At 61.0% G+C, this 23,713-nt stretch carries 32 protein-coding genes; 22 read left to right on the top strand and 10 right to left on the bottom strand.

Going from position 1 to position 23,713, the window contains the following annotated elements; all coding sequences use genetic code 11:
- Positions 1 to 47: 47 nt before the first annotated feature.
- Together FHY06_RS14625 and FHY06_RS14620 are read right to left on the bottom strand one after the other, a co-directional pair.
- Entirely contained in the window at positions 48 to 1,412 is a 1,365-nt protein-coding gene (locus tag FHY06_RS14625) for a KAP family P-loop NTPase fold protein (protein ID WP_184605599.1), read from the bottom strand.
- A gap of 170 nt (positions 1,413 to 1,582) precedes the next feature.
- The gene (locus FHY06_RS14620; protein WP_184605598.1) at positions 1,583 to 1,885 is read right to left on the bottom strand and encodes a hypothetical protein; all 303 of its coding nucleotides are present in this window, start codon (positions 1,883 to 1,885) and stop codon (positions 1,583 to 1,585) included.
- Positions 1,886 to 2,077: 192 nt separating this feature from the next.
- Here FHY06_RS14620 and FHY06_RS14615 point away from each other — a divergent pair, with 192 nt between their 5' ends.
- A complete protein-coding gene (locus FHY06_RS14615) occupies positions 2,078 to 2,401 on the top strand; it encodes a hypothetical protein (protein ID WP_184605597.1) in 324 nt (107 codons plus the stop codon).
- Between the two features lie 119 nt (positions 2,402 to 2,520).
- Here the strand turns inward: FHY06_RS14615 and FHY06_RS14610 are convergent, their stop codons facing one another.
- Complete coding sequence (locus FHY06_RS14610; RefSeq protein ID WP_184605596.1) at positions 2,521 to 3,828, bottom strand: hypothetical protein; 1,308 nt, start codon at positions 3,826 to 3,828, stop codon at positions 2,521 to 2,523.
- A gap of 123 nt (positions 3,829 to 3,951) precedes the next feature.
- Between FHY06_RS14610 and FHY06_RS14605 the strand changes: the two genes are divergently transcribed.
- Positions 3,952 to 4,725: a hypothetical protein gene (locus FHY06_RS14605; RefSeq protein WP_184605595.1), complete on the top strand. Its 774-nt coding sequence runs from the start codon at positions 3,952 to 3,954 to the stop codon at positions 4,723 to 4,725.
- Between the two features lie 64 nt (positions 4,726 to 4,789).
- The gene (locus FHY06_RS14600; RefSeq protein WP_184605594.1) at positions 4,790 to 5,647 is read left to right on the top strand and encodes a DUF4238 domain-containing protein; all 858 of its coding nucleotides are present in this window, start codon (positions 4,790 to 4,792) and stop codon (positions 5,645 to 5,647) included.
- A 140-nt stretch (positions 5,648 to 5,787) separates the two neighbouring features.
- Here FHY06_RS14600 and FHY06_RS14595 read toward each other — a convergent pair whose 3' ends face one another.
- The 5 genes from FHY06_RS14595 to FHY06_RS14575 all read right to left on the bottom strand — a co-directional run bounded on the left by FHY06_RS14595 (position 5,788) and on the right by FHY06_RS14575 (position 8,091).
- The gene (locus FHY06_RS14595) at positions 5,788 to 6,051 is read right to left on the bottom strand and encodes a hypothetical protein (protein WP_184605593.1); all 264 of its coding nucleotides are present in this window, start codon (positions 6,049 to 6,051) and stop codon (positions 5,788 to 5,790) included.
- Positions 6,035 to 6,493, bottom strand: a complete 459-nt coding sequence (locus tag FHY06_RS14590) for a type II toxin-antitoxin system HicB family antitoxin (RefSeq protein WP_184605592.1) — start codon at positions 6,491 to 6,493, stop codon at positions 6,035 to 6,037. The genes FHY06_RS14595 and FHY06_RS14590 overlap by 17 nt, the downstream gene beginning before the upstream one ends.
- A gap of 6 nt (positions 6,494 to 6,499) precedes the next feature.
- Positions 6,500 to 6,754 (bottom strand): type II toxin-antitoxin system HicA family toxin, encoded by a 255-nt coding sequence (locus FHY06_RS14585; RefSeq protein WP_184605591.1) that lies wholly within the window; start codon positions 6,752 to 6,754, stop codon positions 6,500 to 6,502.
- A 549-nt stretch (positions 6,755 to 7,303) separates the two neighbouring features.
- Complete coding sequence (locus FHY06_RS14580; RefSeq protein ID WP_184605590.1) at positions 7,304 to 7,723, bottom strand: helix-turn-helix domain-containing protein; 420 nt, start codon at positions 7,721 to 7,723, stop codon at positions 7,304 to 7,306.
- A gap of 5 nt (positions 7,724 to 7,728) precedes the next feature.
- Positions 7,729 to 8,091 (bottom strand): helix-turn-helix domain-containing protein, encoded by a 363-nt coding sequence (locus tag FHY06_RS14575; RefSeq protein WP_184605589.1) that lies wholly within the window; start codon positions 8,089 to 8,091, stop codon positions 7,729 to 7,731.
- An 80-nt stretch (positions 8,092 to 8,171) separates the two neighbouring features.
- Here FHY06_RS14575 and FHY06_RS14570 point away from each other — a divergent pair, with 80 nt between their 5' ends.
- Positions 8,172 to 8,390 carry a Cro/CI family transcriptional regulator gene (locus FHY06_RS14570; protein WP_184605588.1) on the top strand — a complete coding sequence of 73 codons (219 nt, stop codon included), beginning with the start codon at positions 8,172 to 8,174 and terminating at the stop codon, positions 8,388 to 8,390.
- A 12-nt stretch (positions 8,391 to 8,402) separates the two neighbouring features.
- Here FHY06_RS14570 and FHY06_RS14565 read toward each other — a convergent pair whose 3' ends face one another.
- Positions 8,403 to 8,630, bottom strand: coding sequence for a hypothetical protein (locus FHY06_RS14565; protein ID WP_184605587.1), 228 nt, complete (start codon positions 8,628 to 8,630; stop codon positions 8,403 to 8,405).
- 123 nt (positions 8,631 to 8,753) lie between these two features.
- Between FHY06_RS14565 and FHY06_RS14560 the strand changes: the two genes are divergently transcribed.
- The 5 genes from FHY06_RS14560 to FHY06_RS14540 all read left to right on the top strand — a co-directional run bounded on the left by FHY06_RS14560 (position 8,754) and on the right by FHY06_RS14540 (position 13,113).
- Positions 8,754 to 9,053, top strand: coding sequence for a helix-turn-helix domain-containing protein (locus tag FHY06_RS14560; RefSeq protein ID WP_184605586.1), 300 nt, complete (start codon positions 8,754 to 8,756; stop codon positions 9,051 to 9,053).
- Between the two features lie 124 nt (positions 9,054 to 9,177).
- The gene (locus tag FHY06_RS14555; RefSeq protein WP_184605585.1) at positions 9,178 to 10,086 is read left to right on the top strand and encodes an LvrA C-terminal domain-related protein; all 909 of its coding nucleotides are present in this window, start codon (positions 9,178 to 9,180) and stop codon (positions 10,084 to 10,086) included.
- Complete coding sequence (locus FHY06_RS14550; protein WP_260310413.1) at positions 10,083 to 11,903, top strand: toprim domain-containing protein; 1,821 nt, start codon at positions 10,083 to 10,085, stop codon at positions 11,901 to 11,903. The genes FHY06_RS14555 and FHY06_RS14550 overlap by 4 nt, the downstream gene beginning before the upstream one ends.
- A gap of 419 nt (positions 11,904 to 12,322) precedes the next feature.
- Positions 12,323 to 12,574 carry a hypothetical protein gene (locus FHY06_RS14545; protein WP_184605584.1) on the top strand — a complete coding sequence of 84 codons (252 nt, stop codon included), beginning with the start codon at positions 12,323 to 12,325 and terminating at the stop codon, positions 12,572 to 12,574.
- The gene (locus FHY06_RS14540) at positions 12,571 to 13,113 is read left to right on the top strand and encodes a hypothetical protein (RefSeq protein WP_184605583.1); all 543 of its coding nucleotides are present in this window, start codon (positions 12,571 to 12,573) and stop codon (positions 13,111 to 13,113) included. The genes FHY06_RS14545 and FHY06_RS14540 overlap by 4 nt, the downstream gene beginning before the upstream one ends.
- Before the next feature lie 174 nt (positions 13,114 to 13,287).
- Here FHY06_RS14540 and FHY06_RS14535 read toward each other — a convergent pair whose 3' ends face one another.
- Complete coding sequence (locus FHY06_RS14535) at positions 13,288 to 13,773, bottom strand: hypothetical protein (RefSeq protein ID WP_184605582.1); 486 nt, start codon at positions 13,771 to 13,773, stop codon at positions 13,288 to 13,290.
- 576 nt (positions 13,774 to 14,349) lie between these two features.
- Here FHY06_RS14535 and FHY06_RS14530 point away from each other — a divergent pair.
- The 13 genes from FHY06_RS14530 (at position 14,350) to FHY06_RS14470 (ending at position 23,710) form a co-directional block, all read left to right on the top strand.
- Entirely contained in the window at positions 14,350 to 14,661 is a 312-nt protein-coding gene (locus FHY06_RS14530; RefSeq protein ID WP_184605581.1) for a hypothetical protein, read from the top strand.
- Positions 14,658 to 14,969 (top strand): HNH endonuclease, encoded by a 312-nt coding sequence (locus tag FHY06_RS14525; RefSeq protein WP_184605580.1) that lies wholly within the window; start codon positions 14,658 to 14,660, stop codon positions 14,967 to 14,969. Before FHY06_RS14530 ends, FHY06_RS14525 begins: the two co-directional genes overlap by 4 nt.
- A 161-nt stretch (positions 14,970 to 15,130) precedes the next feature.
- Positions 15,131 to 15,508, top strand: a complete 378-nt coding sequence (locus FHY06_RS14520) for a hypothetical protein (protein ID WP_221404245.1) — start codon at positions 15,131 to 15,133, stop codon at positions 15,506 to 15,508.
- The gene (locus tag FHY06_RS14515) at positions 15,462 to 17,306 is read left to right on the top strand and encodes a terminase large subunit (protein ID WP_184605579.1); all 1,845 of its coding nucleotides are present in this window, start codon (positions 15,462 to 15,464) and stop codon (positions 17,304 to 17,306) included. The genes FHY06_RS14520 and FHY06_RS14515 overlap by 47 nt, the downstream gene beginning before the upstream one ends.
- 62 nt (positions 17,307 to 17,368) lie before the next feature.
- A complete protein-coding gene (locus FHY06_RS14510; protein ID WP_184605578.1) occupies positions 17,369 to 17,956 on the top strand; it encodes an HK97 family phage prohead protease in 588 nt (195 codons plus the stop codon).
- A gap of 9 nt (positions 17,957 to 17,965) precedes the next feature.
- Positions 17,966 to 19,363, top strand: coding sequence for a phage major capsid protein (locus tag FHY06_RS14505; protein WP_184605577.1), 1,398 nt, complete (start codon positions 17,966 to 17,968; stop codon positions 19,361 to 19,363).
- A 52-nt stretch (positions 19,364 to 19,415) separates the two neighbouring features.
- A complete protein-coding gene (locus tag FHY06_RS14500) occupies positions 19,416 to 19,652 on the top strand; it encodes a hypothetical protein (protein ID WP_184605576.1) in 237 nt (78 codons plus the stop codon).
- Complete coding sequence (locus tag FHY06_RS14495; protein ID WP_184605575.1) at positions 19,649 to 21,055, top strand: phage portal protein; 1,407 nt, start codon at positions 19,649 to 19,651, stop codon at positions 21,053 to 21,055. Before FHY06_RS14500 ends, FHY06_RS14495 begins: the two co-directional genes overlap by 4 nt.
- Positions 21,040 to 22,119, top strand: coding sequence for a phage portal protein (locus FHY06_RS14490; protein WP_184605574.1), 1,080 nt, complete (start codon positions 21,040 to 21,042; stop codon positions 22,117 to 22,119). The genes FHY06_RS14495 and FHY06_RS14490 overlap by 16 nt, the downstream gene beginning before the upstream one ends.
- Positions 22,120 to 22,121: 2 nt before the next feature.
- Complete coding sequence (locus FHY06_RS14485; RefSeq protein WP_184605683.1) at positions 22,122 to 22,475, top strand: head-tail connector protein; 354 nt, start codon at positions 22,122 to 22,124, stop codon at positions 22,473 to 22,475.
- Positions 22,472 to 22,819, top strand: coding sequence for a phage head closure protein (locus FHY06_RS14480; RefSeq protein WP_184605573.1), 348 nt, complete (start codon positions 22,472 to 22,474; stop codon positions 22,817 to 22,819). Before FHY06_RS14485 ends, FHY06_RS14480 begins: the two co-directional genes overlap by 4 nt.
- On the top strand, positions 22,812 to 23,327 hold the full coding sequence (locus FHY06_RS14475; protein ID WP_184605572.1) for an HK97-gp10 family putative phage morphogenesis protein: 516 nt from the start codon (positions 22,812 to 22,814) through the stop codon (positions 23,325 to 23,327). Before FHY06_RS14480 ends, FHY06_RS14475 begins: the two co-directional genes overlap by 8 nt.
- Positions 23,327 to 23,710 carry a DUF3168 domain-containing protein gene (locus tag FHY06_RS14470; RefSeq protein ID WP_184605571.1) on the top strand — a complete coding sequence of 128 codons (384 nt, stop codon included), beginning with the start codon at positions 23,327 to 23,329 and terminating at the stop codon, positions 23,708 to 23,710. The genes FHY06_RS14475 and FHY06_RS14470 overlap by 1 nt, the downstream gene beginning before the upstream one ends.
- Positions 23,711 to 23,713 lie beyond the last annotated feature (3 nt).

Genomic DNA, 23,713 nt, shown 5'->3' with positions numbered 1-23,713 from the left:
AAAGCAGGCAACTCTTGATACGTAGTAAGGTAGATGACCAGGCACATTCACTTGGCAGTCAAAGTTCGGAACAATCCTTGCGAATAGCGTTGGAACTGGGGAACAAGTCTTCCCCGGTCGGTTTCTGAAAGCACTCGCCGGTCGTAAATTGGCAGGCTGTCTGGTTTAGTGACTCCGCTGCTGAGCGAATGCAAGACGCTGTCAAAGCGAGCTCGATCTGCAAGATACGCCATGATCGCGTGCAGATGATTCATTTCATCTGGATTTCTGTACTCACACGCCACCTCGAACTGAGCGGCTTCTTTTCCTGCAGCGACTGGGTCAAGTGCAAGCAATTTGCTGAATCGCAATTCGTCGATTGTTTTTAGCAGAATGAGATAGGCAGAAAGACTTGACCATTGATCGTTGCTCAGAATGCCTATCTGCGCCGCTAGCTGTATTGCCTTCTGAATGTGACGAAGACTAGGATTTAAAACACCGCTCGCCTGCACCATCGCAGAACGGAATTCGTAGCTGTCTACGGCACTTGGCAGGTACATTTCCCCCATGGCCCGGATGAAGCTTTCGTATCTGCTTCCAAGATTGTTGCCCCTTACCCCTTCTAATTGGAGCGGCACACTAAATGCGACAAACTTCGAGAGGTAGTTCGTGGCGTCAGTACGACGACCATAGGTGTGCCGAATGGACTCGTGAATCGATTGAGAATTCCAGAAAAGCACGAAAACGACGTTCTCCGCACCGAAAAGATGCTTAATTCGTTCGAGTACCTCCAGCGCAAATGAGGGGCGGCATCGGTCGAGTTCATCCACAAGTACAACCAATGGATGCCCCAGCTTGCCGGTCAACTCGCTGAGCATCTGCATGAAGTTCTTCTGGATGCGTTCAGTTGCAGAATAGGATGCGAAGAGCTTCTCCACGGCCTTTTCCGAGAACGACCCTGCGCTTTCTTTGAGCGCACCTACAGCGCCTTTGGCTAGCTCGTCAGTGTCGTCCACGGAGAGTCCTATGGCTCGGACGCCGAGGGTAATCCCGGCTTTCGCCGCGACTGGAGCTGCGCTCTTGAGCACTGCTCCCGCCGCTTCCAGGAATTTCTTCTTTACGGCTGAGGTCGGCTTGAGTGCTTCATAGATCGCTGCCGCAATCACCGCGAACGGATCATCATGGTGGTCATACCGAAAGACATCGATGGAGACCACTGGCCGGGTCCCGTCGGGCCCGCGAAGTCGCCGTGCCAATTCGGTTGCGATCCAAGTCTTTCCGTCGCCCCATTGAGCATCAACCGCGATGACTCTCGGGGTAGCCAAGCGATCTGACGGCACCTTTGCGAGCACCTCGATGTTGCTCTCCATTGCAGCCAGGAAGGCTCCTCTATTGAGATGGTCGGGGGATTGCGGCTCTGCAGTGCTCGCCATTTATGGGCTCCAGGTTGATCGTGATGTTCGTAGCCGGCGGTAGCTCTATTGGTGAGGAAACGTGAAGGAGGGGCTTGAAATCCTCTTCACGCATAGCCTTCAAGTGGAGTTCGACTACCAAGTATGAAAAAGCCCGCACCATGGGGGCTCGATTCGAAGGGTAGGGCTCTCTACCAGCCGTGAGTGCGATAGCGCTCGGCGATCTCGATATAGGCGCCATGCATCTCGTCGGTGTAGCAGAGCCAGAAGCTGTAGAGGATCAAGAGCAGTGACGCCAGCGAGAAGGAAGCAAACGTCCAGAACGCGAAAGATGAATCAGTGGCAGTGGCCGGGCTCATGAGGCTGGGGACCATTAGCAGCTCGGCGATGCCCCAGCCGAAGAAGAACAGGCATAGTCCAGTAGCGAAATAGGCGGTCCAGCGCCATTTTCCAAGCTTGTGCGCAATCCGACCCGTATCGAGCAGTTCCAGCATTTCCGCCTCCAGTGGAGGTAGCCTAGCCGGATTTCGCATTTGTCGCGATAGGGATCGAGCCGCGGCCTAAAGAACAGGGGACTCAAAATCCCCCACCGCAGGACATCGGCTCACAGGGCGGTTCTCCGAGCCCCTGCTGAACGACATGAAGGGTCTCGCAGGCGCCCTGTGACCCGCAGGTACATTTAGGCCATGGGACTAGACGCACAAGTAATCGGCATCGGGCCGTTCTCGCAGGACATCGCTGAGTCGCTTGAATACGGCGCCCAGCGTTACGCGGAAGTTGAGCCTGGCGCGACAGTCGTGACCACGGTGTTTCTAGCAGCGACGAGCGGGGAGAGCCACGACCTTGCAGAGGCGTTCGGCGTTGGCGCCTTCGAAATGGGAAAGCACCATCTGGATGCCCAAAAGGTAAGCATCGAGAAGCTGCGAAGCTTGGGCGATGAGCGGGGGATCGCTGACTTCCTGAATCTCCGAGATCACGGGTTCGAGTTCTACTACCTCCCCAACGGGTAGCTCCGGGGCGCGGCTGGGGCCGTTGCGCAGACGGTTCGCGCAAACATGGCGGTTCGATTCCGGCCCCGGGAATGACAAAGCCCGCGCGAGGCGGGCTTAGAACCGTTATGCAGTTCGAGCTAGTTTCGGCTGATCCTCATGAGCACGGTGTACCTGTTCGCCGGATTGGGGTCGTCGTGAAGAGCCTGAACGAAGATGTACGGCATATCGCCTGGGATCTGACTGAATCTATCCGCGGCAATGTAGCGAAAGTTTCTCCAGCTAGATTGAGCACTGGCCACGGTGATGGCAGGGGTCGCGAAGTTTGGGTAGGAAGGTACAGTCCGCCGCAGGACATGCAGGCCCGAAAGCCGGACAGCGGGCTCTGATGCTGTTGCCTCGTCGTAGTTCACGAACCACAGCTCCAGATCGCTGCTGGAATGAACGTCCCAGATCGGCGTATCGAAGCTGTTTTGCATCGTATAGACGATGCTCGCTGATCGATTGGCTGGCGGGACCAGATTGCTGCCGGACCACAGCAGTTTGCGTATGCTGTTTCCTCGACCTCCGGGATTTGCAGTCCAATCGTCACCCACGTAGAGCGCATCTGACATTGGCGCCGAGCCCGTGAAGCCTGTGAGCAAGAATCCATCCGAGCAGCAGTTTGGGAGGAGGCTCGGTGTCGTCGCCAAATTCCCATTCCAGGTCATCGTTGCGCGCGGCGAATCGCCGGAGTTGATCACGAAGGTGCTTCTGTTCGGATCAAATCGAAGATTGTGGATATGGAGGTCTGAAGCGGCGCCTACCGGAGCAATCCATGCAGCGAAGCAATCTTGCGGCGAAGTTCCGCAGTTCGGCCAGGACCAACTGCTGGTAGTACCCGCCGTACCCGAGGGGACGCCAGATGGCTCGGCGATCTTTAGTACATACGAGACGTTGACCGGATGACCGGTGGCGCATGGAGCATCAATCCGAACGCCGTATTGAGCTGCATAGAGGTTTTGTGCACCGTCCTCGGTCCAACCCCAGGGAAGAACAGTTGCGGTGACATCGAGATTTCTGATGACGCTCAGCTGGCCACCTGTGTCCATCCGAAAGATCCGTGCCCCAGAGCAGGCCTTGGGGGCCTCGGCAACGAAAACAGACCCGCTCGAATGCACAAAAATTGATGACGGTACTTCGGTAATGTCGGTAGGGAGCGGGCTTCCGAAGTTGACCCAGGTAGCGGCGTTGTCTGTGGAGTAGACAACCCGGAATGTTGGGTCCGTAGGGGACGTTTTCTTTACAGCCCACAGACGATTTGATGGGCCAATGAAAGCGGGTGAGATGTCGGTGGCAACCTCTTCGATCGTTGCCGCAGCAGCGACACCTAGCCCTGTTTGAAGGATGACCGCGACAAGAATCCCGCGAAGCATGTTCCTCATTTGCCCTCCGATGTTGTTGAGCATCGGAGCGTAGCATTCGGGGTCATCGCGGTGGTTTCTTGTTCAGAGCCATGACTTGTCAGTTGGGGAAATCACGACAGAAAAGCCCGTGTTCAAGCTTTCCGAGGATCCGCGCTAGAAGAGCGCATGCCTGAACCTCGCGGCCGTCGCCATCCTCTATTCCTGCGGCTGCTCAAGCCGGTCGAGCCGGTCTACCCGGATGCGTTCTCCCGCGTCGCCTGGGACGAGGAGGACATGCCAGAGGACGCACAGGGAATCGTCTACATCGTCACGCGGCACTGCGCGCAAATGCGAAGGTGGGCTCAGCAACTGCGCGAACTGCATGCTGCTGACGAGACGTACAAGACGGAGGAAGGGGTCAGCCCGCTGAGTGCAGCGCCGCTGCGAGAGGTAAATCTTCGAGCGCTCGGAACAAGCCTCGATCTGTACTCGGAGGAGGGGCATGAGCTGCGCTCCGGTCGTTTCGCAGTCCGCGCCTATCTCACCACTGATCTGCTGGCCGTCATCACGGAACGCACCGGTATCAACGCGGTGGGCTTCGTGTCCTTCAGCCTGAAGTGGGCTGTCGATGCATTCGATCTAGAAGACGAGGTCGAGCTGGAACTGGAACTCGACCAGGCATGGATCGCGCCGGAGTTTCGTCGGCGTGGCTGGGGCGAGCTTTATGCGATCGCCGTCGCGCATGCCGTGAGGCAGCACATGGATCATGTTCACGCTACGACGAGGTGGCCCCGAGACTTCATTGCCCCGGTCGAGCTGACGGTGTGCGCTGACCTGTACAGCACGAGCGGTGAAGCGCTGCTCCGCAAATGCGCCGACTACGTCGCGATGGAGTTCGATCTCTGGCCGCGGCTGGCGCGGATGGAGGTGTCGAGGATCGTGTTGGATGGGCGGTGGTAGCTATGCTTGATTCCTACACGCGGAACTCGGACTAGACTGTTGCGCACAAAGGAAGGATCTGCACTTGACTGAGCTGAAGCAAAACCATCATTTCATTCCGAGGTTCTGGCTGCGAGGTTTTCGTAGCGGCACCGGGCAGTTGTTCGGCCGTCGAGATGGGATTGCCCGGCCAGTTGCGGTTGGCAATGTCATGCAATCTGACTGGCTTTATACGGTCTACGACAACGACTGGATCGCTTCGGACGAAATTGAGAATCAATTGTCCGTGCTTGAAAAAAAGCACGCTGCGGTGCTTCGAAGATTCGTTGTGCCTGCTGCACAGGTGAGCGACGCCGACCGCAAGGAACTCTGTGCTGCCTTGGCACTTCAAGCCTGCCGACATCCTGATGTCATGCGGCGTGGCTTTCGCTTGTCCAAGGAGTTGGGAGTCACGTTCATGACTGCGCCGTGGCTCTCGAAAGAGGACTTTGCGCAAAAGCTGGTGACATATGGTGTTGGCGCGTCGGAGGCGGAAAATATTCATGGACAACTAGTATCGGCGCCGATTGAGCAGTTGGCCGGAGCAGTGCTTGCACTACTTGATCTTCCTCCTTGGGATCCAGAGTTGCCGGAGCAAGAGGCGCTAAAAGCGCACCCCATCATTCAGACTCAACTTGAAGCGTTGTCTATGTTGGTCCTCGATGCTCCGCTTGGGAGCACGTTTGTGATCGGGGACACACCTATTCCACAAGACCGGCTTGGTGCGGGGTTCTCTGTGCCCTTGTCTAAGTCTGTGGCAGTTCGGTTGTTTCCAGCGAGCACGCCTAAGATAACTAGGTGCGCAGCCTCCGCATCGGAGGTCGATGCAATCAATCGGGAGCAGTGGGATCGAGCGCTGCACACTATCGTGGGTTCGAGCCTTGCGCAGCTTCAGGCTTTCTGAGATTTTGGCAATGTCTCAGACGCTGCGAGGCTTATTTTTTTGGGGCAAACCCAGTGGCCGAGTTGGAGAAGTCGCGGGGTGAGCACCCATGAAAAAGCCGCCTCAAGGGCGGCTTTGGAAATTGAATCCTCAACTTTGGACTAGTCTGATGAGGTTGGATTTACCATTGCTGCGTCCACGGTCAGATAGTTGGCCTGATCTGTCCGGCGAAGTCCAATGGACTTAACGCCCACCATCGCGCCTGGCATCTGATTGTCTGGGGTCGGACCAACGGCTCCGACGCCAATCGTTATCTCGACGGCAATCTCATACAAGCCTTCGTGAAAGCCATGGTGCTTAATCAACATCTCGGTGATCTCCTTGAGATCGTGAGAGATGAGGTTGGGTTCAATGGACTGGGACATCGATGCTCTCCCAGCGAACTGGAGAAGACGAAGTTGCGATCACTTGACTGATCTCTCCTTCAAGCACTATTCGATGAACATGCTCAACCTTGCGCGGAATGCCATTTCGCGCACTAACATACTCGTGGATTGCCTCGGCCACAACAGCATTCAATGAGCGCCCATCGTGGGCCGCGAGCATGACTGCGGCCTTGTGGCATTCGGGTTCAATCCTGACATTGAACTGTCCCGTAAAGGATTTTTGAGGTTCTTTCCCCACCTCTTTACAAGTTTGAATGTAGTCTTCTATGGCTGCCTCAAACTCAGACTGAAGCTCTCGCGCTGTGGCCGCCTCATAGGTCACCAAGTCGGTTACGAACATTAGCTTTCCACGAAGGACGCCACGCTCGACATCCACTTCAGCGGTTCCTTGGAAGTCCTTGTATTTAAGGATATTGGTCATGGTTTGCTAGATGAGCCCGTAGTCTTTGAGGTGCGCCACGATGTCAACAATGCACCCCTTGTCCACATCTGGAGACGGGTGCGGTTCATGGCAAGAGATGATGGCCCCGATCCCGGGGTGGTGGAACTTTCGGCGTGAGCCGCTGCCGTTGAGCATGACGTAGCCCAGACCTTCGAGCACGGTCCTCAGATCGTCCCACTTGAAATCTGCAGGAGGTGGTGTTCTGCACAGCTTCTCCAGCGCCTTTGCATGTTTAGACATAGCTTAGTTCAGAACGGCCAAGTATTGTAACTATTTTTTGGTTACTGTCGAGTCGCGACCGTTTGATGCAGTTTTGCATGTCTAGAACCATCTTTCCTCAATGGTTTTCCCTGTTCTGGCCCTTACGCCCGCCGGATCTCGACCGGCCCGATGCCGCTGTAAACGGTCGCTCCATCCTTCAGGGAAGTGACTGTCCAGCGCTCAGCGCTGTGGCCAGGCGTGACCTTATAGTCGCCCGGCGTCAGCGGCAGGGCACGTTCCTCGCGCGCTGTGCTGCTGTACTAGGCCGGCGTGTAGAGGCTGGTGGGCTCGCAGGGGAAGAATTCAGCTTGGCTCACGGTCGATTGTCGCGGCCTAGAAAAGGTCATCGACGGGCGGAGGTGGCGCATCAGGCTCCGTAGCCGGCGGTTCGGTCGCCTTAGTCTTCTTCGCGCGCGGCGGCAGCGGCGCCGGGACCGAGTCGAACTGGCCTATCCGCTGCTTGAAGAACGAGGCCGCCTCGGCGACGGGGCAGACTCAACTGTCTGCCGATTTTGGGCTGCGCGCAGGTTAGGCGTCGGGCAGCCTAAAGAACCGCTCAATGTCCGCAACGGTCTGCTCAATGAGTGCCGTGTCCTCCGGATGCTCAACCAGATCCACCAGCAGATTTGCCAAATTCTTTCGAAGAGTTGGTCGCTGCTGAGCGGCGATCTCGGCCAAGTACTCCACCAGCGCTCGCATTGACGGCTCGGCATCAGCTCCGACGAGCTTGAGCGGCGCTCGTTCGGTCTTCGGCCCCTTGCCAGTCTCCAGCCACTCCGGTGAGACACCCAGCGCCCTGGCGATGGATACGAGTTCCCTTGGGCGCTGCCTCAGACCAGACTCGATGTTGCCGATGGCGCTCTGCGTCACACCAGCCTCGTCTGCCAGTTGAACCTGGCTCCAACCAATCTCGCATCTTTGCTCTCGGATGCGACTGCCAATGGACATGGCCGCTACCGCTTCGCGCTCTTGAGGCCGCGTGCCATTGCGAGCATCGCTGCCTGCTGAGCCTCGCCCAGCGACCGGTAGATCTGGACCAACTCCGCTTCTTCAGCATTGGCTACCGATTGGGCGGGAATCGGGGCGGTGTCGGGCTCCATCTCCCCATCTCCCTCCACCAGCCACTCGGGGCTGATCCCGAGAACTCGAGACGCCCGTATGTGGTTCTCGACGCTCAGCGTCTTGCTGCTGCCCAGCATCACTTTGCTGACGGCCGCCGCGGAGATTCCCAGAGCTGCCGCAAGGGCGCTTGGTGACATTTTTCGCTCGGAGAGGGCCAGCCGGAGCCGGTCGCTGTAGGTGAGTGCATTAACCATGGTTGAGATTGTGCCAGACCGCCGGATAACTGTGGAAATAATTGTTGAAAACAAAAGTGGCTCATGGTTAAATGCGAACCATGAAGAAGCATCTCGCCATCGAACTTTTGGGCGGCACTGTGTCTGCTGCGGCGAAGACCCTCGGGGTGTCATACGCCGCGGTCCACAAGTGGCCTGACGAGCTTCCACGCCGTATCGCTGATCGCGTGGAGGGGGCGTATGCGCGCCGAAAGCGCCAGATAGCAGCCCAGGTGGCTGCAGCCGAGGCTGCGCTGGCTGCGAGCTTGGCAGAGGAATAACGTGCGCGCTCATCACTTGACCCTCCGCGGGCCGGATGAACGGGTGACATCGACATCCTGTGCGGCAAACCGCACGTCTACGTCGCCATCCACCCACCGAATCACCAATCTGCTGGTCCGCAGCATCACTCGCGCCGGGGCTCGTCCATCCGGATCGGCATTGGTGCTCAGCGTTGTGCGCGTGCTGTTGTGGATGAGGTCCGGGTCGTGGGCGGCTGGCAGGGCATGGGGTGTGTTCATGACTGGGCAGTCTGGGCGCGCTCACCCGCAAGCACCAGCAAGACGTGCAGCACGCTCTTGCACGCGCCGCAAGCGGCTGCATGGAGGTGCAACCTGGCGCATGCCGTCGCAAGGAGCTGCAACGTGACAGTCGAGCCGCCTGAAGACCGCGCTCGGAAGATCGTGTCGAGCATCCTCAAGGCCACCCAGCGCGACGCCTCTCAGACCGCGATTGCCGCGGCCATGGGGGTGAGTGAGTCCACGGTCTCCAGGCTGCTCAGCGATCACCTGGACAAGCTGGCGCTGGTGATGGCTCATGCAGGCCTGAGAGTCGTCGCGCAGGACATGCGGTGCTTCCCACCTGACTACGTGGACGCGCTGCTGCTCATGGCCAAGCAGCACCTGAGCGCCGTGCAGACGGTTCGCACCCTGGAATGGGACTGATGCGCGGCCCGATCAATCGCGTGATCTACATCGCGCACTTCCTCTACTACCTCCGCGTCCATCGCTCCTGGTCGAGTGCGATGTGGTGCATGGCCCATGAGGGCAGAGCTTGGAGATCGCAGTAATGGCCCGCGCACGCAACATCAAACCCGGCTTCTTTCGCAACGCGGACCTGGTGGAACTCCCCTACGAGGCTCGACTGCTCTTCATCGGGCTGTGGACGATTGCTGACCGCAAGGGGCGACTCGAAGACCGCCCCAAGCAAATCAAGATGGAGCTTTTCCCTGCAGACAACCTGGACTGCGATGCGCTCCTGGATGAACTCGCGCAGATCGGGGTGGTGGAACGGTATCAGCACGGTGACAAGCGATACCTGCAGGTGGTGAATTTCGAGAAGCACCAGAACCCCCACAGGGACGAGAAGGCAAGCAGCATCCCGGGACCGGGCGAAGAGGCTGCTGAAATAGTCGATGAACAAGACTCGCACGATGCAAGCACTGTGCAAGCACCGTGCACCGATGGTGGCGACACCGTGGCAATCGGGCTGATTCCTGATTCCCGATTCCTGAATCCTGATTCCGGAAATACCCCCCTTACCCCCCAAGGGGGGCAGCGTGCCCGAAAACCTTCGGTTGACCTCGGCGTCGTGCTGGCAGGGTTCGAGGCGTTTTACGCGGCGTACCCTCGCAAGGCGGGCAAGAAAGCGGCGTCGAAGGCGTGGATCACGCTGAGGCCTGATGCGGCTTTGCAGGCCACGATCCTCGGGGCGCTTGCGGCACAGAAGCCGCACCTCGACACCCGAGAGAACGGACGGTTCATTCCGCATGCCTCGACGTGGCTCAACCAAGGCCGATGGGAGGACGAGATTCCGGGCGCAACGGCCAGGGCTGCGCCGGTCACTGACGACGGCCGGCAGTGGTGGCAGGCTGCCGGCTTCGAGCATCCGGGTGAAGCGGCGAACGCCCGCTGCCACATCGGCAACTACCGCGACTTTCGTGACGGCAAGCGGATCCCCGACGAGGTGGCTGCTTGAACGTCATCGAGCTGAAGCACATGCTGGCCAGCCAGGCTGCCGAGGTCGCGCGCATGCTGCTGCCACAGGGCAAGCAGCGAGGCTCCGAGTGGAAGGCCGGGAACACGAGCGGCGAGCCCGGAGACAGCCTTTCGGTGTCCATCCGCGGGCACAAGGCCGGGGTGTGGAAGGACTTCGCGAGCGGGGAAGGTGGGGACCTGATCGACCTTTGGATGGCATGCCGTGGCTTGTCGATGGTCGAGGCCTTGAAGGACATCAAGCGCCACTTCGGCATCCGCGACGAGTTGGTGAAGCCGCCCGAGAAGGCCTACCGCCGGCCGGAAAGACCGAAGTGCCAGTCCGCGAAGGGGCGCGTTCACGAGTGGCTGACCGGCCGCGGTCTGACCGACGACACGATCAAGGCCTTCCGAATTGCCGAGCAGTTGCAGCACGGCAAGACCTACGCGGTGTTTCCTTTTATTGACGAGACCGGCGCGCTGTTGAACTTCAAGTACCGCAATCCGGACGAAAAGAAGGACATGCGGCAGGAGAAGGATGCAGCGCCGTGCCTGTTCGGCTGGCACCTGATCGACCCGAAGGCGCGTACCGTCACGATTACAGAGGGCGAGATCGACGCCATGACGCTTCATCAGATGCGCGTGCCGGCGCTGTCGGTCAACCAAGGCGCGGGGAATCACCAGTGGATCGAGGTGGACTGGGAAAAGCTGGAGCGCTTCGACGACATCCTGATCTGCTTCGACAACGACGAGGCCGGCGACAAGGGCGCGGCCGAGGTCATCAACCGACTGGGCATCGAGCGTTGCCGACGTGTCCGCCTCGGGGCCAAGGACGCCAACCAGTGGCTGCAGGATGGTGCCGAGGCGGTCGATTTCCAGCAGGCGATGGAAGACGCTCGCCCGCTCGACCCCGACGAGCTGCGCAACGCCGATGAGTACACGCAGGCGGTCATCGAGTTGTTCTATCCGCCGCCGGGAACACCTGTCGCGCCAGCGCTGTACATCGACAAGGAGCTGGAGTGGTTCCGCTTCCGCATGGCCGAGTACACCTGCTGGACCGGCATCAACGGGCACGGCAAGAGCCTGATGCTCGATCAGATCCTGCTCGGCTTGATGTTGCAAGGCGAGCGCGTCGTGATCTTTTCGGGCGAAATGGGTGCTGTGCGCCACCTGAGGCGCATTCACAAGCAGGCCACGGGACTGGACCGACCCACACGGGAATACATCCAGGCGGTTGGTGCCTGGCTGCGAGAGAAGCTCTGGATCTTCGACCTGGTGGGCGTCGCCAAACTGGACCGCCTGCTGGAAGTATTTGCGTATGCGGCGCGGCGCTACGGCGTGCGGCACTTCGTCATCGACAGCCTGATGATGATCGACGTCCCCCAGGACGGGCCTGGCTCGATCACCAAGCAGAACGAGGCGGTGCAGAAGTTGGTGTCGTTCAAGAAGACGCACAACGTGCACGTCCACCTGGTGGCCCACCCGCGCAAGCTGCGCGATGAAGCAGAGGCGCCGGGAAAGATGGAGGTCGCCGGTGCCGGCGGCATCGTCAACGGCGCCGACAACGTGTTCTCCATCTGGCGGGCCCAGAAGGACGAGGCTCCCGCCAACCCCAACGACCCCGAAGCCGTGGCCGCGTGGGAAGCCATGCAGTCGGACATCGACGCGAAGCTGATCCTCAAGAAGCAGCGTGAGGACGGTGTGCAGGACTACACGCAGGTCCTTTGGTTCGACAAGCCCTCGATGCAGTACCGCACCAGCCAACGGCGTTACCCGCTGCGCTTCGTCGAGTTCTCAATCCAAGATCAGGAGGTGGGATGAAGCCGGCTAAGACCCACCAGCTGTTCCGCCGCCAGATGGCAGGTTGGGTGCCGCTGAGTTCGATGCTGTCAACGGAGTGCCAAACCCGAACGCTTGTGGCTCCCTTGAACTCCTCGCCGATAGCACGTGATCCGCACGGATCAGCATCGTCAACTGAGGATGCCCTTCCTCCGCAATGGTGGCTTCCAAGAAGCCATTCAAGACGGGCGTCACCGTCGTGCAAAACAGCGTTGGCACGGGACCCAGCGGAGTCTCCATGGTCCTAATGAGCGTTCCGTACTGCCATATAGGCACATTGTTGAAGAAGATGATTTGCCAATTAAGCATTGCGCCAGCCCTTCAAAAAATGGTTGTGTCGGCGCTTTCCATTCTGCCCCTCGCGGGTCTTGACCATTTCAAACTAAGGAGGGCTTGATGCCATGAGCATGCGCGAGTTTGAGCAGTACCTGAAGGCGTCCGATTTCTTCGCCGACACCATGAACGCACACCGCGCGGCAACGGCCGAGGTGATCGCGGCCTTCGCCCATCTGCTGAGGCGCCGCGGCGTGAGCGATGCCGAGTTCAAGGAGCTGCTTCGGCGCCTGGAGGATGCCACTGGCCGTCCTTCGGTGGACGGAAGTCGGCGCAACCTTGCGGCTCGGATCGGCGACAGCCTGAAGGGCCGCGCATGAAGGTCATCGAGCGCTACGCCAGCGCGGTTCGCTCGACGAACCTGGAGATCAACGAGCGCACGACGCGATCCGACTCGGACGTGCTCGGCGCGATGGGGCTCGCCGGCCGGGAATTCCCCTTGGCAGTGGCACTGCAGCGGCTGTTCCTGGGCGACGGCACCGCGGCGCGCGAGCTGGTCGAGATCCTGGCCGACGACGCATGGCGGCAGGCGAGGGCGATGAAGGTGAAGCTCAACCGGGTTCAGGCCTACGACCTGGCGCAGGGCTGTGTTGCGTGGCACCGGAACCCTACCTGCGAGCACTGCGGCGGGCATGGTGCGACGGTGATCCCTGGCAGCACGACGTTGGGCGTGAAATGCAAGCCCTGCAAGGGCACTGGTCGCACTTCACTGAGCAGGATCTTCAAGGAGCACGCGGAGGTCGCGGACTGGCTGGTAGCCCACATGGAGCGGCATCAGGCCATGGCAGGGCCGGAGGCGATGAAGCAGATTGCTGGCTATCTGGACCTGAAGATCGCCGTGGCAAAGGCAGCAGGGTAAAAAATATTTACTCTGAAGCAGGTTCTCGGCTAAAATGACGCTGCCTGTACAAATCCCGGGTGAGCCGGGAACAATAAGAGCAGCCCGATCCTTGATGGCGGAGCTTTCTCTTCAGGTTGATGACCCGTCTCGCGCAAGCTTGGCGGGTTTCTTCTTTCTACTATCGGCTCGGCACTACGGAATCCACGTGGTGTCGTTCCCCATGGCATCGAATATTGCAATGGATACGTGGTCACCCTTCCACATGCAAGTTAAGCCGTAGGTCATGTTCAGCCAATCAAGCCTCGCGCGTCCTTCCACGCTGTAAGCAACAACAATCATCCAGCGTTTTGAGCCTGCAGGGGCTAATGTGCGCAGCTTCGTGATGTCACTCATGATCGCGGCATCCATACTCGGCTTACCTGCATACGTACCCGCGTGGTGAGCGCTCTCGACTTTAAGTTCTACCCAGTATTGTTCCCCTTGATGTACATAGGCAAGATCGCAGGTCTTTTGCGATCCTGGGTAGGGAATCTCTCGGCCCATTACATTGAAGTGGGCCAATATTTGAAGGGCCATTTCGGCCTGCGCCGTGACCTCGTACTGCGCGCCCGTAGAAATATACGAGGCCAGACGGGCGGCCAGTGGCGTGAGCGCATTGAGAAGTTCGGTGGGAGTCATAGCATCTTCATGGTCGAGTTCAGATCGTCACAGCTCGTCGAAAGCCGGCCCGATGGCGGGCGACTGGACACAACGACTTCGTAAGGCGCTAGTGCGTCATCTGTTGTGCCTCGTAAAGTCGCGGGCGGCCTGAGACAAATTTCTGCTTTTTCGAGTGCGATGGGCCAACCGCCTAGCGTTCGCGATCTGCAACTTCTCGCTTGACGCGACGTACCGCCTGTTTGTGAGACTCGGTGCTGGTGTCGGAGACTCCTCCGCGGGTGACGGTAGTAGTCCCGTTCGACGTAGTGATGGTGATTGTTTGGCCATCCCCTCCCTTGACTCTGGTGGTTTGAGGCGGCGCCGCAATTGATTGCGATACGGCAACCATCAACACAGTCGAGACGACAGCAATTCGCCAGATGGACATACTCATCCTCACCTCCAGTTGTTGATAGTGCTTATCGTGACTGGTTGAGCGTTGTGCCGTATCCCATAAACATGGGGCTCGGGGTCTGTGCCCTTGAGGCTGATCTTCGAGGTTGATCATCAGTGCCTTGCCCGCCTTGTGCGGGCTTTTTCATTACTGAGGTGCCCATGCTCATCGCCTTGATCGTCCTGGTCATGTTGAATCTGGCGCTGACCATCGTGGTGTTCTGCTGCCAGCGCGCGCTGTGGGCACGGCTGCCGGCGCCCGTGTCGGTGGAGAACACGGTCGGCGAAGTGATCTCCGCCACGCAGGCGGCCGAAGCATGGATCGCTCGGCAGCAGGAACTGCGCAAGCATCCGCCCACGCTCACCCCCGAGGCACTGTCGCAGGTGGCTTCGTACCGTGCGAAGTACGGCGAGGCGACACAAGGGAAGACGGACCTTGAGGTGTTGGCGCTGTTCCGACTCAACCTGGCGTGACTGCGAAGTTCGACAACAACGACGGCCGCATCCGTGGTCGCGCATTGCAGGCAAGACGCCTAAAGGTGTGGAGCAAGGACCCTCGATGCGCCAAGTGCCGCAAGCTGTGCGAGTTCAACGCACTACCCGGTCGCGGCTTCCAGCTCGATCACAAGAACCCGATCATCAAGGGTGGCCCAGACACCGAGGAGAACTGCCAAGTGCTCTGCTGTGGCCCAGGCAGCTGCCATGACATGAAGACGGCCAAAGACCTTGGCCATGCCCCTACGGTGCGCATCACCGAGGACGGATGGCCGGAAGGGATGTGAGCGGGTGCCCTCGTGCATGTCTCTTTTCGCCCACTGTTGCGAAATTGCGGCTGGATTTTTAAGGCCACTCCCGGGGGGGAGGCGAATTTTTCGAGGGGGGGCTCCTTGGAAACCGGGCGCATCCCTCTCTTTTCACATCTCCAATTTGAAGGACGACCCTGATGCCCCGTGCAAGAACGCCGCTGGCGAAGGCAAAGGCGGCTGGCGCGGAAATCATCCATCCTGAACGGTTCCGAGACCGGAAGGGCCCGAAGAAGCCGCGCGCAGTTGGCGACCCCTACGTTGGCATGTCCGACAAGGAAAAGAAGGTGTGGGCGGAGTTTCGTGCCGAGTTGCCGTGGCTGACGAGCAGCCATCGCACCCTGTTGCGCCTGGCGTGCTACTGGACTGCAAAGCTGGACGAAAAGGAGTTCGGTGTCAGTGCCACCCAGGCCCTGAGTTCGATCCTGTCGAAGCTGGGAGCCACACCCGTCGATGAGACCAAAGTGAATCATGGCGACGACGAAGACGAAGACCCCGCCGACGAGTTTTTCAACTGATCGGGTCAGGGCCTACGCCGACGCAGTCGTAGCCGGCAAGATCGTTGCGGGCCCGCATGTCCGCAACAGCTGCAGGCGGCACTTGGAGGATCTGAAGAAGGGCCCGGACCGCGGGCTGTACTTCGACCATGAGGCTGCGGAGAAGGCGTTCAGGTTCTTCGAGAAGGTGTTGAAGCTCTCCGAGGGGCAGTTCGAGGGGAAGGCGTTCCAACTGCACCCGAGCCAGGCCTTCATCGTGGGTTCGCTGTTCGGCTGGAAGCGTGCTGACGGCACGCGGCGGTTTCGCCGCTCCTTCATCGAGCAGGGCAAGGGGAACGGGAAAAGCCCGCTGGCTGGCGGCATCGGGTTGTATGGCCTGGTCGCAGACGGGGAGGCCGGCGCGCAGGTCTACGCTGCTGCGGCGAAGAAGGAGCAGGCCGGCATCCTGTTCGCCGACGCCGTGAAGATGGTGAAGGCTTCGCCGGGTCTGAAGAGGAGACTCGAGTTCTCTGGTGGCGAGGGGCGCGAGTACAACATCGCGCACCATCGCAGCGGGAGCTTCTTCCGGCCGGTGTCGCGCGACACGGGAAAGACCGGTTCGGGCCCGCGGCCTCACTTCGTCCTGGGTGATGAGGTCCACGAGTTGCCGGACCGTAAGAGCATCGAAATGCTGGAGCGGGGCTTCAAGTTCCGCCGGCAGCCGTTGCTGTTCATGATCACGAACAGCGGCAGCGATCGGAACTCGGTCGCGTGGGAGGAGCACGAGCACGCGGTCAAGGTGGCTGCGGGACACACCGAGGCAGTGAACGATCCGACGTTCGTAGGCGACGTGATCGACGACACAACCTTCAGCTACGTTTGCGCGCTGGACGATGGCGACGACCCGTTGCGAGATCCGAGCTGCTGGCCGAAGGTGAACCCGCTGCTGGGCGTGACCATCACCGAGCAGTACCTGGCCGACGTGGTCGCCACGGCGAAAGCGATTCCTGGTCAGCTGAACGGCATTCTGCGGCTGCATTTCTGCGTCTGGACGGACGCCGAGACGGCGTGGATGACGCGGACCACGCTGGAGCCGGCGCTGGTCGAGTTCGATCCAGTGGTCGAGCATGCAGGCGAAGAGGTGTTCATCGGCCTGGACCTCTCCCAGTTCCGGGACATTACCGCCAAGGCTTCGGTGGTGCGCACGGGAACGACGGCAGATAACAAGCCGACGTTCGACGCCTGGATCGAGGCCTGGACGCCCGGTGACACGTTGCTGGCGCGCGAGCTGCGTGACAAGCTGCCGTACAGCGTCTGGAGAGACAAGGGCTTCATCCACGCGCCGGCTGGCGAGAGCATCAGCTTCCGTCACGTTGCGCAGGCTTTGGCGGACGATGCCAAGCAGTACGACGTGAAGCTGGTGGCTTACGACCGCTACGCCTTCCGGAAATTCGAGGAGGAGGTCGATGACATCGGCCTGAGCGTCGAATTCGTCGCCCACCCGCAAGGCGGCACGAAGAAGGGCGAGCCAACCGAAGGGATGATCAAGGCGGCGGAGGCGAAGAAGGCAAAGGCCGAGGGCTTGTGGATGCCGGGATCGGTGAGGCTGCTCGAAGAGGCCCTGCTTGAAAACCGCATCCGGCTGCGGAAGAACCCGGTGCTGGTGTCCGCAATGATGTCTGCGGTCATCGAAGAGGACAAATGGGGCAATCACTGGATCGCGAAGAAGCGCTCCATCAACAAGATCGACGCGGCCGTCGCACTAGCGATGGCGATCGGAGGGGCGCACGCTGGAGAAACAGTGCAGGCGCCCAAGTACCAGATGTTCGTCATCGGCTGACGAACGGAATCGAATCACCACCGAGGCCCGTCCCGTGCGGGCCTTTTTCATTGGAGCCACGTATGGACCGTGCTTATTCCACCTTGGAGATCAAGGCGCTTGGCGACGATAGCGGCGACGGACGCCGCACGTTCAAGGGCATCGCCTCCACGCCGACCGCCGACCGCGTGGGCGATGTGATGGAGCCAGAGGGCGCGCAGTTCAAGCTGCCCATCCCATTCCTATGGATGCACGACAGCAGCGATCCGATCGGCTGGATCACTGGCGCAAAGGTCACTGCGAAGGGCATCGAGGTCGAGGGTGAGGTCGCCACGATCGCCGAGGACGGCCCACTGAAAGAGCGCCTGAGCACTGCCTGGCAGATGCTGAAGGCGAAGCTCGTGCGCGGCCTGTCCATCGGCTTCAAGCCCATCGAGGCCGCGCAGATCAAGGGCTCCTTCGGTCTGCGCTACACGAAATGGCTCTGGTTCGAGCTGTCGGCCGTCACCGTGCCGGCCAACGCCGAAGCCTCCCTCACTGCGATCAAGTCGATCGATCGGGCCCTGCTCGCCGCGTCTGGCAAGCAGCAGGACCGGGTTGTTCGCCTGCTCGCCCCCGGCGTCTCGGGAAATCCGCAAGCCCGAAAGGGCGTCGTCTACCTCAATCCCTGAAAGAACATCATGAACCTGCAAGAACAGATCAAGCGCCTCATGGAGACGCGCACCCAGAAGGCCCTCGAACTGGAGGGCGTGCAGAAGAAGGCCCTCGACGAAGGCCGCACGAAGGACGAGACCGAGCGCGAGACGTTCAAGAACCTCACCGAGGACATCGCCCAGATCGACGCCGAACTGGCCGACTTGCGCCAGCTCGAAGCGCTGCAGATCGAGAAATCCACTCCTGCCGCTGGCGGCAATCCGGCGGCAGCGACTGGTGCTCGCGGTGCTCTGGCCACCGGCGGCGCCCCCGCTATCCACATGAAGAAGGATGCGGACGAGAAGTTCAAGGGCCAGAACTACACCCGCATGGTCATCGCCAAGGCGCTCGCACGTCTGAGCGATGGTGAAGCGACTGCCATCCAGATCGCGGAGCAGCGCTGGGGCAGGACCAACCCGACGCTCATCAACGTGATGAAAGCTGCCGTGCCCGGCGGCGGCTCGGGTTCGGGAGAGTGGGGCTCCGAACTCGTTGCGATCAACCAGCAGTACAACGGCGACTTCATCGAGTTCCTGTACTCGATGACGGTCTACGACAAGCTGCCGCTGCGCCAGGTGCCGGCCAATGTGCAGATCAAGGGCCAGGATGGCGCCGCGACTGCCTACTGGGTAGGCCAGTCGAAGGCCATCCCGGCAACCACCGCCGATTTCTCCGCGGTCAACCTGACCCCGCTGAAGGTCGCCGCCCTGGCAGTGGTCTCGAACGAACTGCTGCGCGATTCGAGTCCGGCAGCCGAGCAACTGGTTCGTGACGCACTCGCTGAAGCCAGTGCCCAGCGTGTGGACACGACGTTTATCTCGGCAGCAGCAGCGGTAGCGGGTGTGTCGCCGGCCGGCATCCTGAACGGCCTGACAGGCATCACCTCAGCGGGCACGGACGGCGAAGGCCTGCGCTCGGACATCAAGGCGCTGTATGCCCCCTTCATCGCAGCTAAGAACGCCAACGGCCTGCAACTGGTGACCACGCCGTCGCTCGGCAAGGCGATCCAGCTCATGACCAACGCCTTGGGCCAGACCGAGTTCCCCGGCATCACCGCCAACGGCGGCACGCTGCTGGGTGATCCGGTGGTCACCGGCGACAACGTCGGCTCGGGTCAGCTGATCCTGCTGAAGCCCAGCGACATCTACCGCATCGGCGATTCCGGCATCGAGGTCTCGATCAGCCGCGAGGCAATGATCGAGCAGGACACGGCACCCACCGGCGCCACCGATACGCCTACGGCCGCCTCCGCGAACATGACCTCCATGTTCCAGACCGAATCGACCGCGATCAAGGTGGTGCGGTCGATCAACTTCGCGAAGCGCCGGGCCTCTGCAGTGGCCTTCGTGACCGGAGCCGACTACGGCGCCCCCGTCACGCCCTGATCGTGACCAGCCGGGCCCTTCGGGGCTCGGCCACCTTCCTTAAGGAGCCGACATGTCCAAGAACCTCATCGCCCTCAAGCCATTCACCTATGCGGGTCGAGCCCTGCAGGCGGGTGACCCGTTCACTGCTTCGAGCGCGGAGGCCCGTGCACTGTGCGCGATTCGCCGCGCCGCTCCTGCCGACACGTACCAGACCGCCGAGGCAAAACCTGAGGTGACGAAGGAGACGCCTGAAGTGAAGAAGCCGTCTGGCAGGGCTGCATCGAAAAAGGCGAGCAGCAAGGAATGAGCGCACTGTCGCGCCTCGTGAACAGCGCGCGTACCAAGGCGGCCAGCATCATTGCTCCGCGCACGGTGCAGCCCGGCGGCTTGGTGTCGCTGAATTCGGGCGGTGTCTGGCACGACATCACTCCGGCGCAACCGCCGGGGTACTTCCAGCTGGACATCAACGTCCGGCCGGAGACTGTGCTGTCCTTCCCCGCTGTGTTCTCGTGCGCGACGGTGATCTCAAACGACATTGGCAAGCTATGCACACGCCTGATGGAGCGGGGCGAAAACGGCATCTGGACCGAGACGACCAGCGCCGCCTACTCACCGGTCTTGCGCCGGCCGAACCACTATCAGAACCAGATCCAGTTCAAGCAGTGGTGGGTCATCTCGAAGCTCATCTGGGGCAACTCCTATGTGCTGAAGGTTCGAGATGGTCGCGGCATCGTGGTTGCGCTCTACATCCTCGATCCAGCCCTTGTGATGCCGATGATCTCGCCGGACGGCTCGATCTTCTACCAGTTGGCCAAGGACAACCTCTCCGGCCTGCAGGAGGCGACTATCTATGTGCCTGCGTCCGAGATCATCCACGACCGGATGAACTGCCTTTTCCACCCGCTGGTAGGCGTGGGCCCGCTCTATGCGGCCATGCTGCCGGCGTCGAGTGGCCTGGAAATGCTGCGGGACTCACAGCGCTTCTTCAAGCAGGGAGCGAAGCCCAGCGGCCTATTGGTTGCGCCTGGCGCGATCTCCGACCCGACGGCGAAGGAACTGAAGGAGTACTGGAACAACAACTTCACGGGGCCGAACGCCGGCAAGGTCGCAGTGGTCGGCGATGGCCTGCGCTACGAAGCTATTCGCATGACTGCAGTGGATGCGCAAATGAAGGAACAACTGGGCCTGACTGCCGAGATGGTGGCGCAGGTCTTCCACGTCCCGCTGTTCAAGGTCGGAGGACAGCTACCGGCGGGCCAGAAGGTCGGCGATCTGAACCAGATCTACTTCAACGACGCGCTCCACTCGCTGATCGAGGAGATGGAGGCTGCGCTGGATGACGGTCTGAGCTTGCCTGACAAGTACCGCACCGAGCTTGATCTGGACAACCTGCTGCGCATGGATCCGGCGACGCAAGCCGATGTAGCCGTGAAGCTGGTGGGCGGAGGCCTAAAGACGCCGAACGAGGGGCGCCGTGGGTTCAATCTGCCCCCGTTGACCGGTGGCGATACGGTCTACATGCAACAGCAGGACTTCCCGCTTGACCAGGTTCGGCTGAACAAGATCGCACCGCCAGCGCCTCCAGCACCGGCTTCAGCACCTGCTGAACCTGAGTCGCAGCCTCCCGCCGACGACGGCGACATCACGGACGAGGAGCAGCGCGAGCTGGCCGACTACATCGCAAAGGAGCTGGCATGCGAGCCGATCTGAAAGCCTTGGCCGACATCGTGATCCAGTCCGTGAAAGCTGCGGTAGCGCCCTTGGCAAGACGGCTGGATGACCTCGATTCGGTGATCAAAGGAGTGCCCGAATCCCTAGGGCCCCACATCGAGCAGACCGTCAAGAAGGCCGTCGATGCGCTGCCGCCCGCCAAAGACGGCAAAGACTTCCCGGTGGAAGAAGTACAGCGGATGGTGGCTGATGCTGTAGCTGCACTCCCTCCCGCAAAGGATGGGGCGGACGGTGCAAGCGTGACGGTGGCCGACCTGGAGCCGCTGGTCTCCGATGTCGTCGCGAAAGCCATTGCTCTGATTCCTGCGCCGAAGGAGGAAAGCACCTTTCCGGCGGAGGAAGTGCGTCGAATGGTGGAGGAAGAGGTCGAGAAATCGTTCTCTGCGATTCCGCGTCCCAAGGATGGCGAGCCCGGCAGGAGCGTGACGGCAGAAGAGTTGGCGCCCATGGTGACGGATGAGGTCGCCAAGGCTGTTGCTGCGATCCCTGCGCCCAAGGACGGCGAGAGCGTGCCGGTCGAAGAGGTCAAGAAAATGATCGATGAGGCGGTTGCAGCCGCGGTTGCTGCGATTCCCCCAGCCCAAGACGGCCGCGATGGCCAAGCCGGCAGAGATGCGCTGCAGATCGAACTCCTGCCGGAGATCGATCTCGCGAAGTCCTACGCGCGCGGCACCTATGCACGGCATGCAGGCGGGATGTGGCGGGCGTTCGAGGCCACGAAAGGCCTGCACGGCTGGGAGTGCGTCGTGGACGGCATCGCCGAGTTGCGCATCGATCAGCCCGGCGGGCGCGAATTCACCCTGGTCGCGCGCACGTCGAGCGGTGCTGAGGTGGCGAAGTCGATCAAGGTAGCCGCGCTCGTGGACAAAGGGGTCTTCCGCGCGGAGGAGGCCTACGAGGCCGGCGACGGCGTGACCTGGGGCGGCTCGTTCTTCATCGCACAGAAGGATGCACCTATCGGCAAGCCCGGCGAGCCTGGCTGCAATGGTTGGCGCCTGGCAGTGAAGCGCGGTCGCGACGCCGGAAAGGCGGTGCTGCTGTGACCATGCTCGTGACGCTGGGGCAAGCCTCCGAACACCTACGCCGTGACGGAGACGATGACGACGCGGACCTGACGCTGAAGATCCACGCTGCCTCGGGCTCGGTGCTCAACTATCTCAAGGGCGCCAATCACTTCCAGCCTGAGCTGGACGGAGAAGGCAAGCCGGTGCTCGACGACGACGGGAAACCGGTCTACACCACGCAGGTGCTGTACGAAGTGCAGGCGGCGGTCCTGCTGATGGTCGGCTACCTGTACAAGGACCGCGACAACGACAAGAACCACGAGTACGAGACCGGCTACCTCCCGCGGCCGATCACGGCGCTTTTGTACAACCTGCGGACTCCGGCGCTGGCATGACGCTCGAAGCCGGAACCCTCAACCGCCGGGTGTCGCTGCAGCGCAAGGTTGTCGCGCAGGACCAGACCACCGAAGCGCAGGTGGAGACTTGGGTGGAGGTGGCCAAGGTCTGGGCGAACATCCGCTACCTCAACGGCACCGAGACGATCAAGGCGGCCACGCCAACCAGCATCGCCAAGGCCTCGATTCGCATCCGCGCGCGCGATGACGTGGCTGACACCTGGCGCGTCGTGCGCACGAAGGGCGGCAAGGACACGTTCTTCAACATCACCGCGGTCCTGCTCGACGAGCAGGGCGGCGAGTTCATCGACCTGGCGGTCGAGACCGGAGGCAGCCATGGCTGACACCCGGACCATGAAGGGTCTCGACGGGCTGCTCGACCAGATGCAGAAGCTTCCGGCCAAAATCGTCAGCAAGCGCGGCGGTGTTGTCGCCCCTGCGCTGCGCAAGGGCGGCGTCGTGATCCAGAAGCAAGCGCAGGCCAACATCCGCGCCGTCACGCGCAACAAGATCGGCGAGGGCTACATCAACACGGACACACTGGAAAAGGCCGTGGTCGTGCGCCGCGACCCGAACCCGCAGCGCAGCGGCGCCGCCGAGCGCTACCGTGTGGTGATTGCCCGAGGGCGGAAGTACCCGGGCGGCCGCGTCAACAAGAACGGCGGAAAGCCCCTGACGGCCGTGATGACAGGGAGGTATCTGGAATACGGCACCGAGGATCAGCCCGCTGAACCCTGGATGACGCCGGCCTACGTGAACAAGCGCGATGCCGCGCTGAACACGGTGGTCGAAGAGATGGGCAAGGGCCTGCAGAAGGCGATCCGCAAGGCAGAGCAGGGGGCGAAGAAGTAATGCTGCCGAAGATCCAGCACCTGCTGAAGGCCTCACCGGCCGTCACCGCGCTGATCGGCGCCGGCACGGACCCGGTGACCGACCCGGTGCGCGTCTACCGCCATGGCGACGCGCCGCAGGGCGTCGTTCGGCCTTATGTCACCTGGAACGTGCCCGCCGGCGACGTGGAGAACACGTTTGACGGTGCAGACGCGGACCTGTTCCGCGTGCATGTCGATTGCTGGTCCGACGGCGACGCCGAAGTGGAGCAACTGGCCAAGGCCGTGCGCACCGCCCTGGAGGTGGAGGCCTACTGCGTGGGCTACTACGCCGACGACCGCAACCTGGAGACGAAGCGCTACCGCATGGGCTTCGCCTTCGATTTCATCCTCTCGCGCGAATAGCGC

Source organism: Variovorax atrisoli (assembly GCF_014195185.1).
Taxonomy (GTDB): domain Bacteria; phylum Pseudomonadota; class Gammaproteobacteria; order Burkholderiales; family Burkholderiaceae_C; genus Variovorax; species Variovorax atrisoli.
Note: the sequence above shows the minus strand (reverse complement) of the source record. Positions and strands in the feature narration are given on the sequence as shown.

Bases quoted from the DNA above. Each gene is read 5' to 3' on its own strand.
- FHY06_RS14625 (WP_184605599.1), bottom strand. From the start codon at position 1,412: ATGGCGAGCACTGCAGAGCCGCAATCCCCCGACCATCTCAATAGAGGA.
- FHY06_RS14620 (WP_184605598.1), bottom strand. From the start codon at position 1,885: ATGCTGGAACTGCTCGATACGGGTCGGATTGCGCACAAGCTTGGAAAA.
- FHY06_RS14615 (WP_184605597.1), top strand. From the start codon at position 2,078: ATGGGACTAGACGCACAAGTAATCGGCATCGGGCCGTTCTCGCAGGAC.
- FHY06_RS14610 (WP_184605596.1), bottom strand. From the start codon at position 3,828: ATGCTCAACAACATCGGAGGGCAAATGAGGAACATGCTTCGCGGGATT.
- FHY06_RS14605 (WP_184605595.1), top strand. From the start codon at position 3,952: ATGCCTGAACCTCGCGGCCGTCGCCATCCTCTATTCCTGCGGCTGCTC.
- FHY06_RS14595 (WP_184605593.1), bottom strand. From the start codon at position 6,051: ATGTCCCAGTCCATTGAACCCAACCTCATCTCTCACGATCTCAAGGAG.
- FHY06_RS14590 (WP_184605592.1), bottom strand. From the start codon at position 6,493: ATGACCAATATCCTTAAATACAAGGACTTCCAAGGAACCGCTGAAGTG.
- FHY06_RS14585 (WP_184605591.1), bottom strand. From the start codon at position 6,754: ATGTCTAAACATGCAAAGGCGCTGGAGAAGCTGTGCAGAACACCACCT.
- FHY06_RS14580 (WP_184605590.1), bottom strand. From the start codon at position 7,723: ATGTCCATTGGCAGTCGCATCCGAGAGCAAAGATGCGAGATTGGTTGG.
- FHY06_RS14575 (WP_184605589.1), bottom strand. From the start codon at position 8,091: ATGGTTAATGCACTCACCTACAGCGACCGGCTCCGGCTGGCCCTCTCC.
- FHY06_RS14570 (WP_184605588.1), top strand. From the start codon at position 8,172: ATGAAGAAGCATCTCGCCATCGAACTTTTGGGCGGCACTGTGTCTGCT.
- FHY06_RS14565 (WP_184605587.1), bottom strand. From the start codon at position 8,630: ATGAACACACCCCATGCCCTGCCAGCCGCCCACGACCCGGACCTCATC.
- FHY06_RS14555 (WP_184605585.1), top strand. From the start codon at position 9,178: ATGGCCCGCGCACGCAACATCAAACCCGGCTTCTTTCGCAACGCGGAC.
- FHY06_RS14545 (WP_184605584.1), top strand. From the start codon at position 12,323: ATGAGCATGCGCGAGTTTGAGCAGTACCTGAAGGCGTCCGATTTCTTC.
- FHY06_RS14540 (WP_184605583.1), top strand. From the start codon at position 12,571: ATGAAGGTCATCGAGCGCTACGCCAGCGCGGTTCGCTCGACGAACCTG.
- FHY06_RS14535 (WP_184605582.1), bottom strand. From the start codon at position 13,773: ATGACTCCCACCGAACTTCTCAATGCGCTCACGCCACTGGCCGCCCGT.
- FHY06_RS14530 (WP_184605581.1), top strand. From the start codon at position 14,350: ATGCTCATCGCCTTGATCGTCCTGGTCATGTTGAATCTGGCGCTGACC.
- FHY06_RS14520 (WP_221404245.1), top strand. From the start codon at position 15,131: ATGCCCCGTGCAAGAACGCCGCTGGCGAAGGCAAAGGCGGCTGGCGCG.
- FHY06_RS14515 (WP_184605579.1), top strand. From the start codon at position 15,462: ATGGCGACGACGAAGACGAAGACCCCGCCGACGAGTTTTTCAACTGAT.
- FHY06_RS14510 (WP_184605578.1), top strand. From the start codon at position 17,369: ATGGACCGTGCTTATTCCACCTTGGAGATCAAGGCGCTTGGCGACGAT.
- FHY06_RS14505 (WP_184605577.1), top strand. From the start codon at position 17,966: ATGAACCTGCAAGAACAGATCAAGCGCCTCATGGAGACGCGCACCCAG.
- FHY06_RS14500 (WP_184605576.1), top strand. From the start codon at position 19,416: ATGTCCAAGAACCTCATCGCCCTCAAGCCATTCACCTATGCGGGTCGA.
- FHY06_RS14495 (WP_184605575.1), top strand. From the start codon at position 19,649: ATGAGCGCACTGTCGCGCCTCGTGAACAGCGCGCGTACCAAGGCGGCC.
- FHY06_RS14490 (WP_184605574.1), top strand. From the start codon at position 21,040: ATGCGAGCCGATCTGAAAGCCTTGGCCGACATCGTGATCCAGTCCGTG.
- FHY06_RS14485 (WP_184605683.1), top strand. From the start codon at position 22,122: ATGCTCGTGACGCTGGGGCAAGCCTCCGAACACCTACGCCGTGACGGA.
- FHY06_RS14480 (WP_184605573.1), top strand. From the start codon at position 22,472: ATGACGCTCGAAGCCGGAACCCTCAACCGCCGGGTGTCGCTGCAGCGC.
- FHY06_RS14475 (WP_184605572.1), top strand. From the start codon at position 22,812: ATGGCTGACACCCGGACCATGAAGGGTCTCGACGGGCTGCTCGACCAG.
- FHY06_RS14470 (WP_184605571.1), top strand. From the start codon at position 23,327: ATGCTGCCGAAGATCCAGCACCTGCTGAAGGCCTCACCGGCCGTCACC.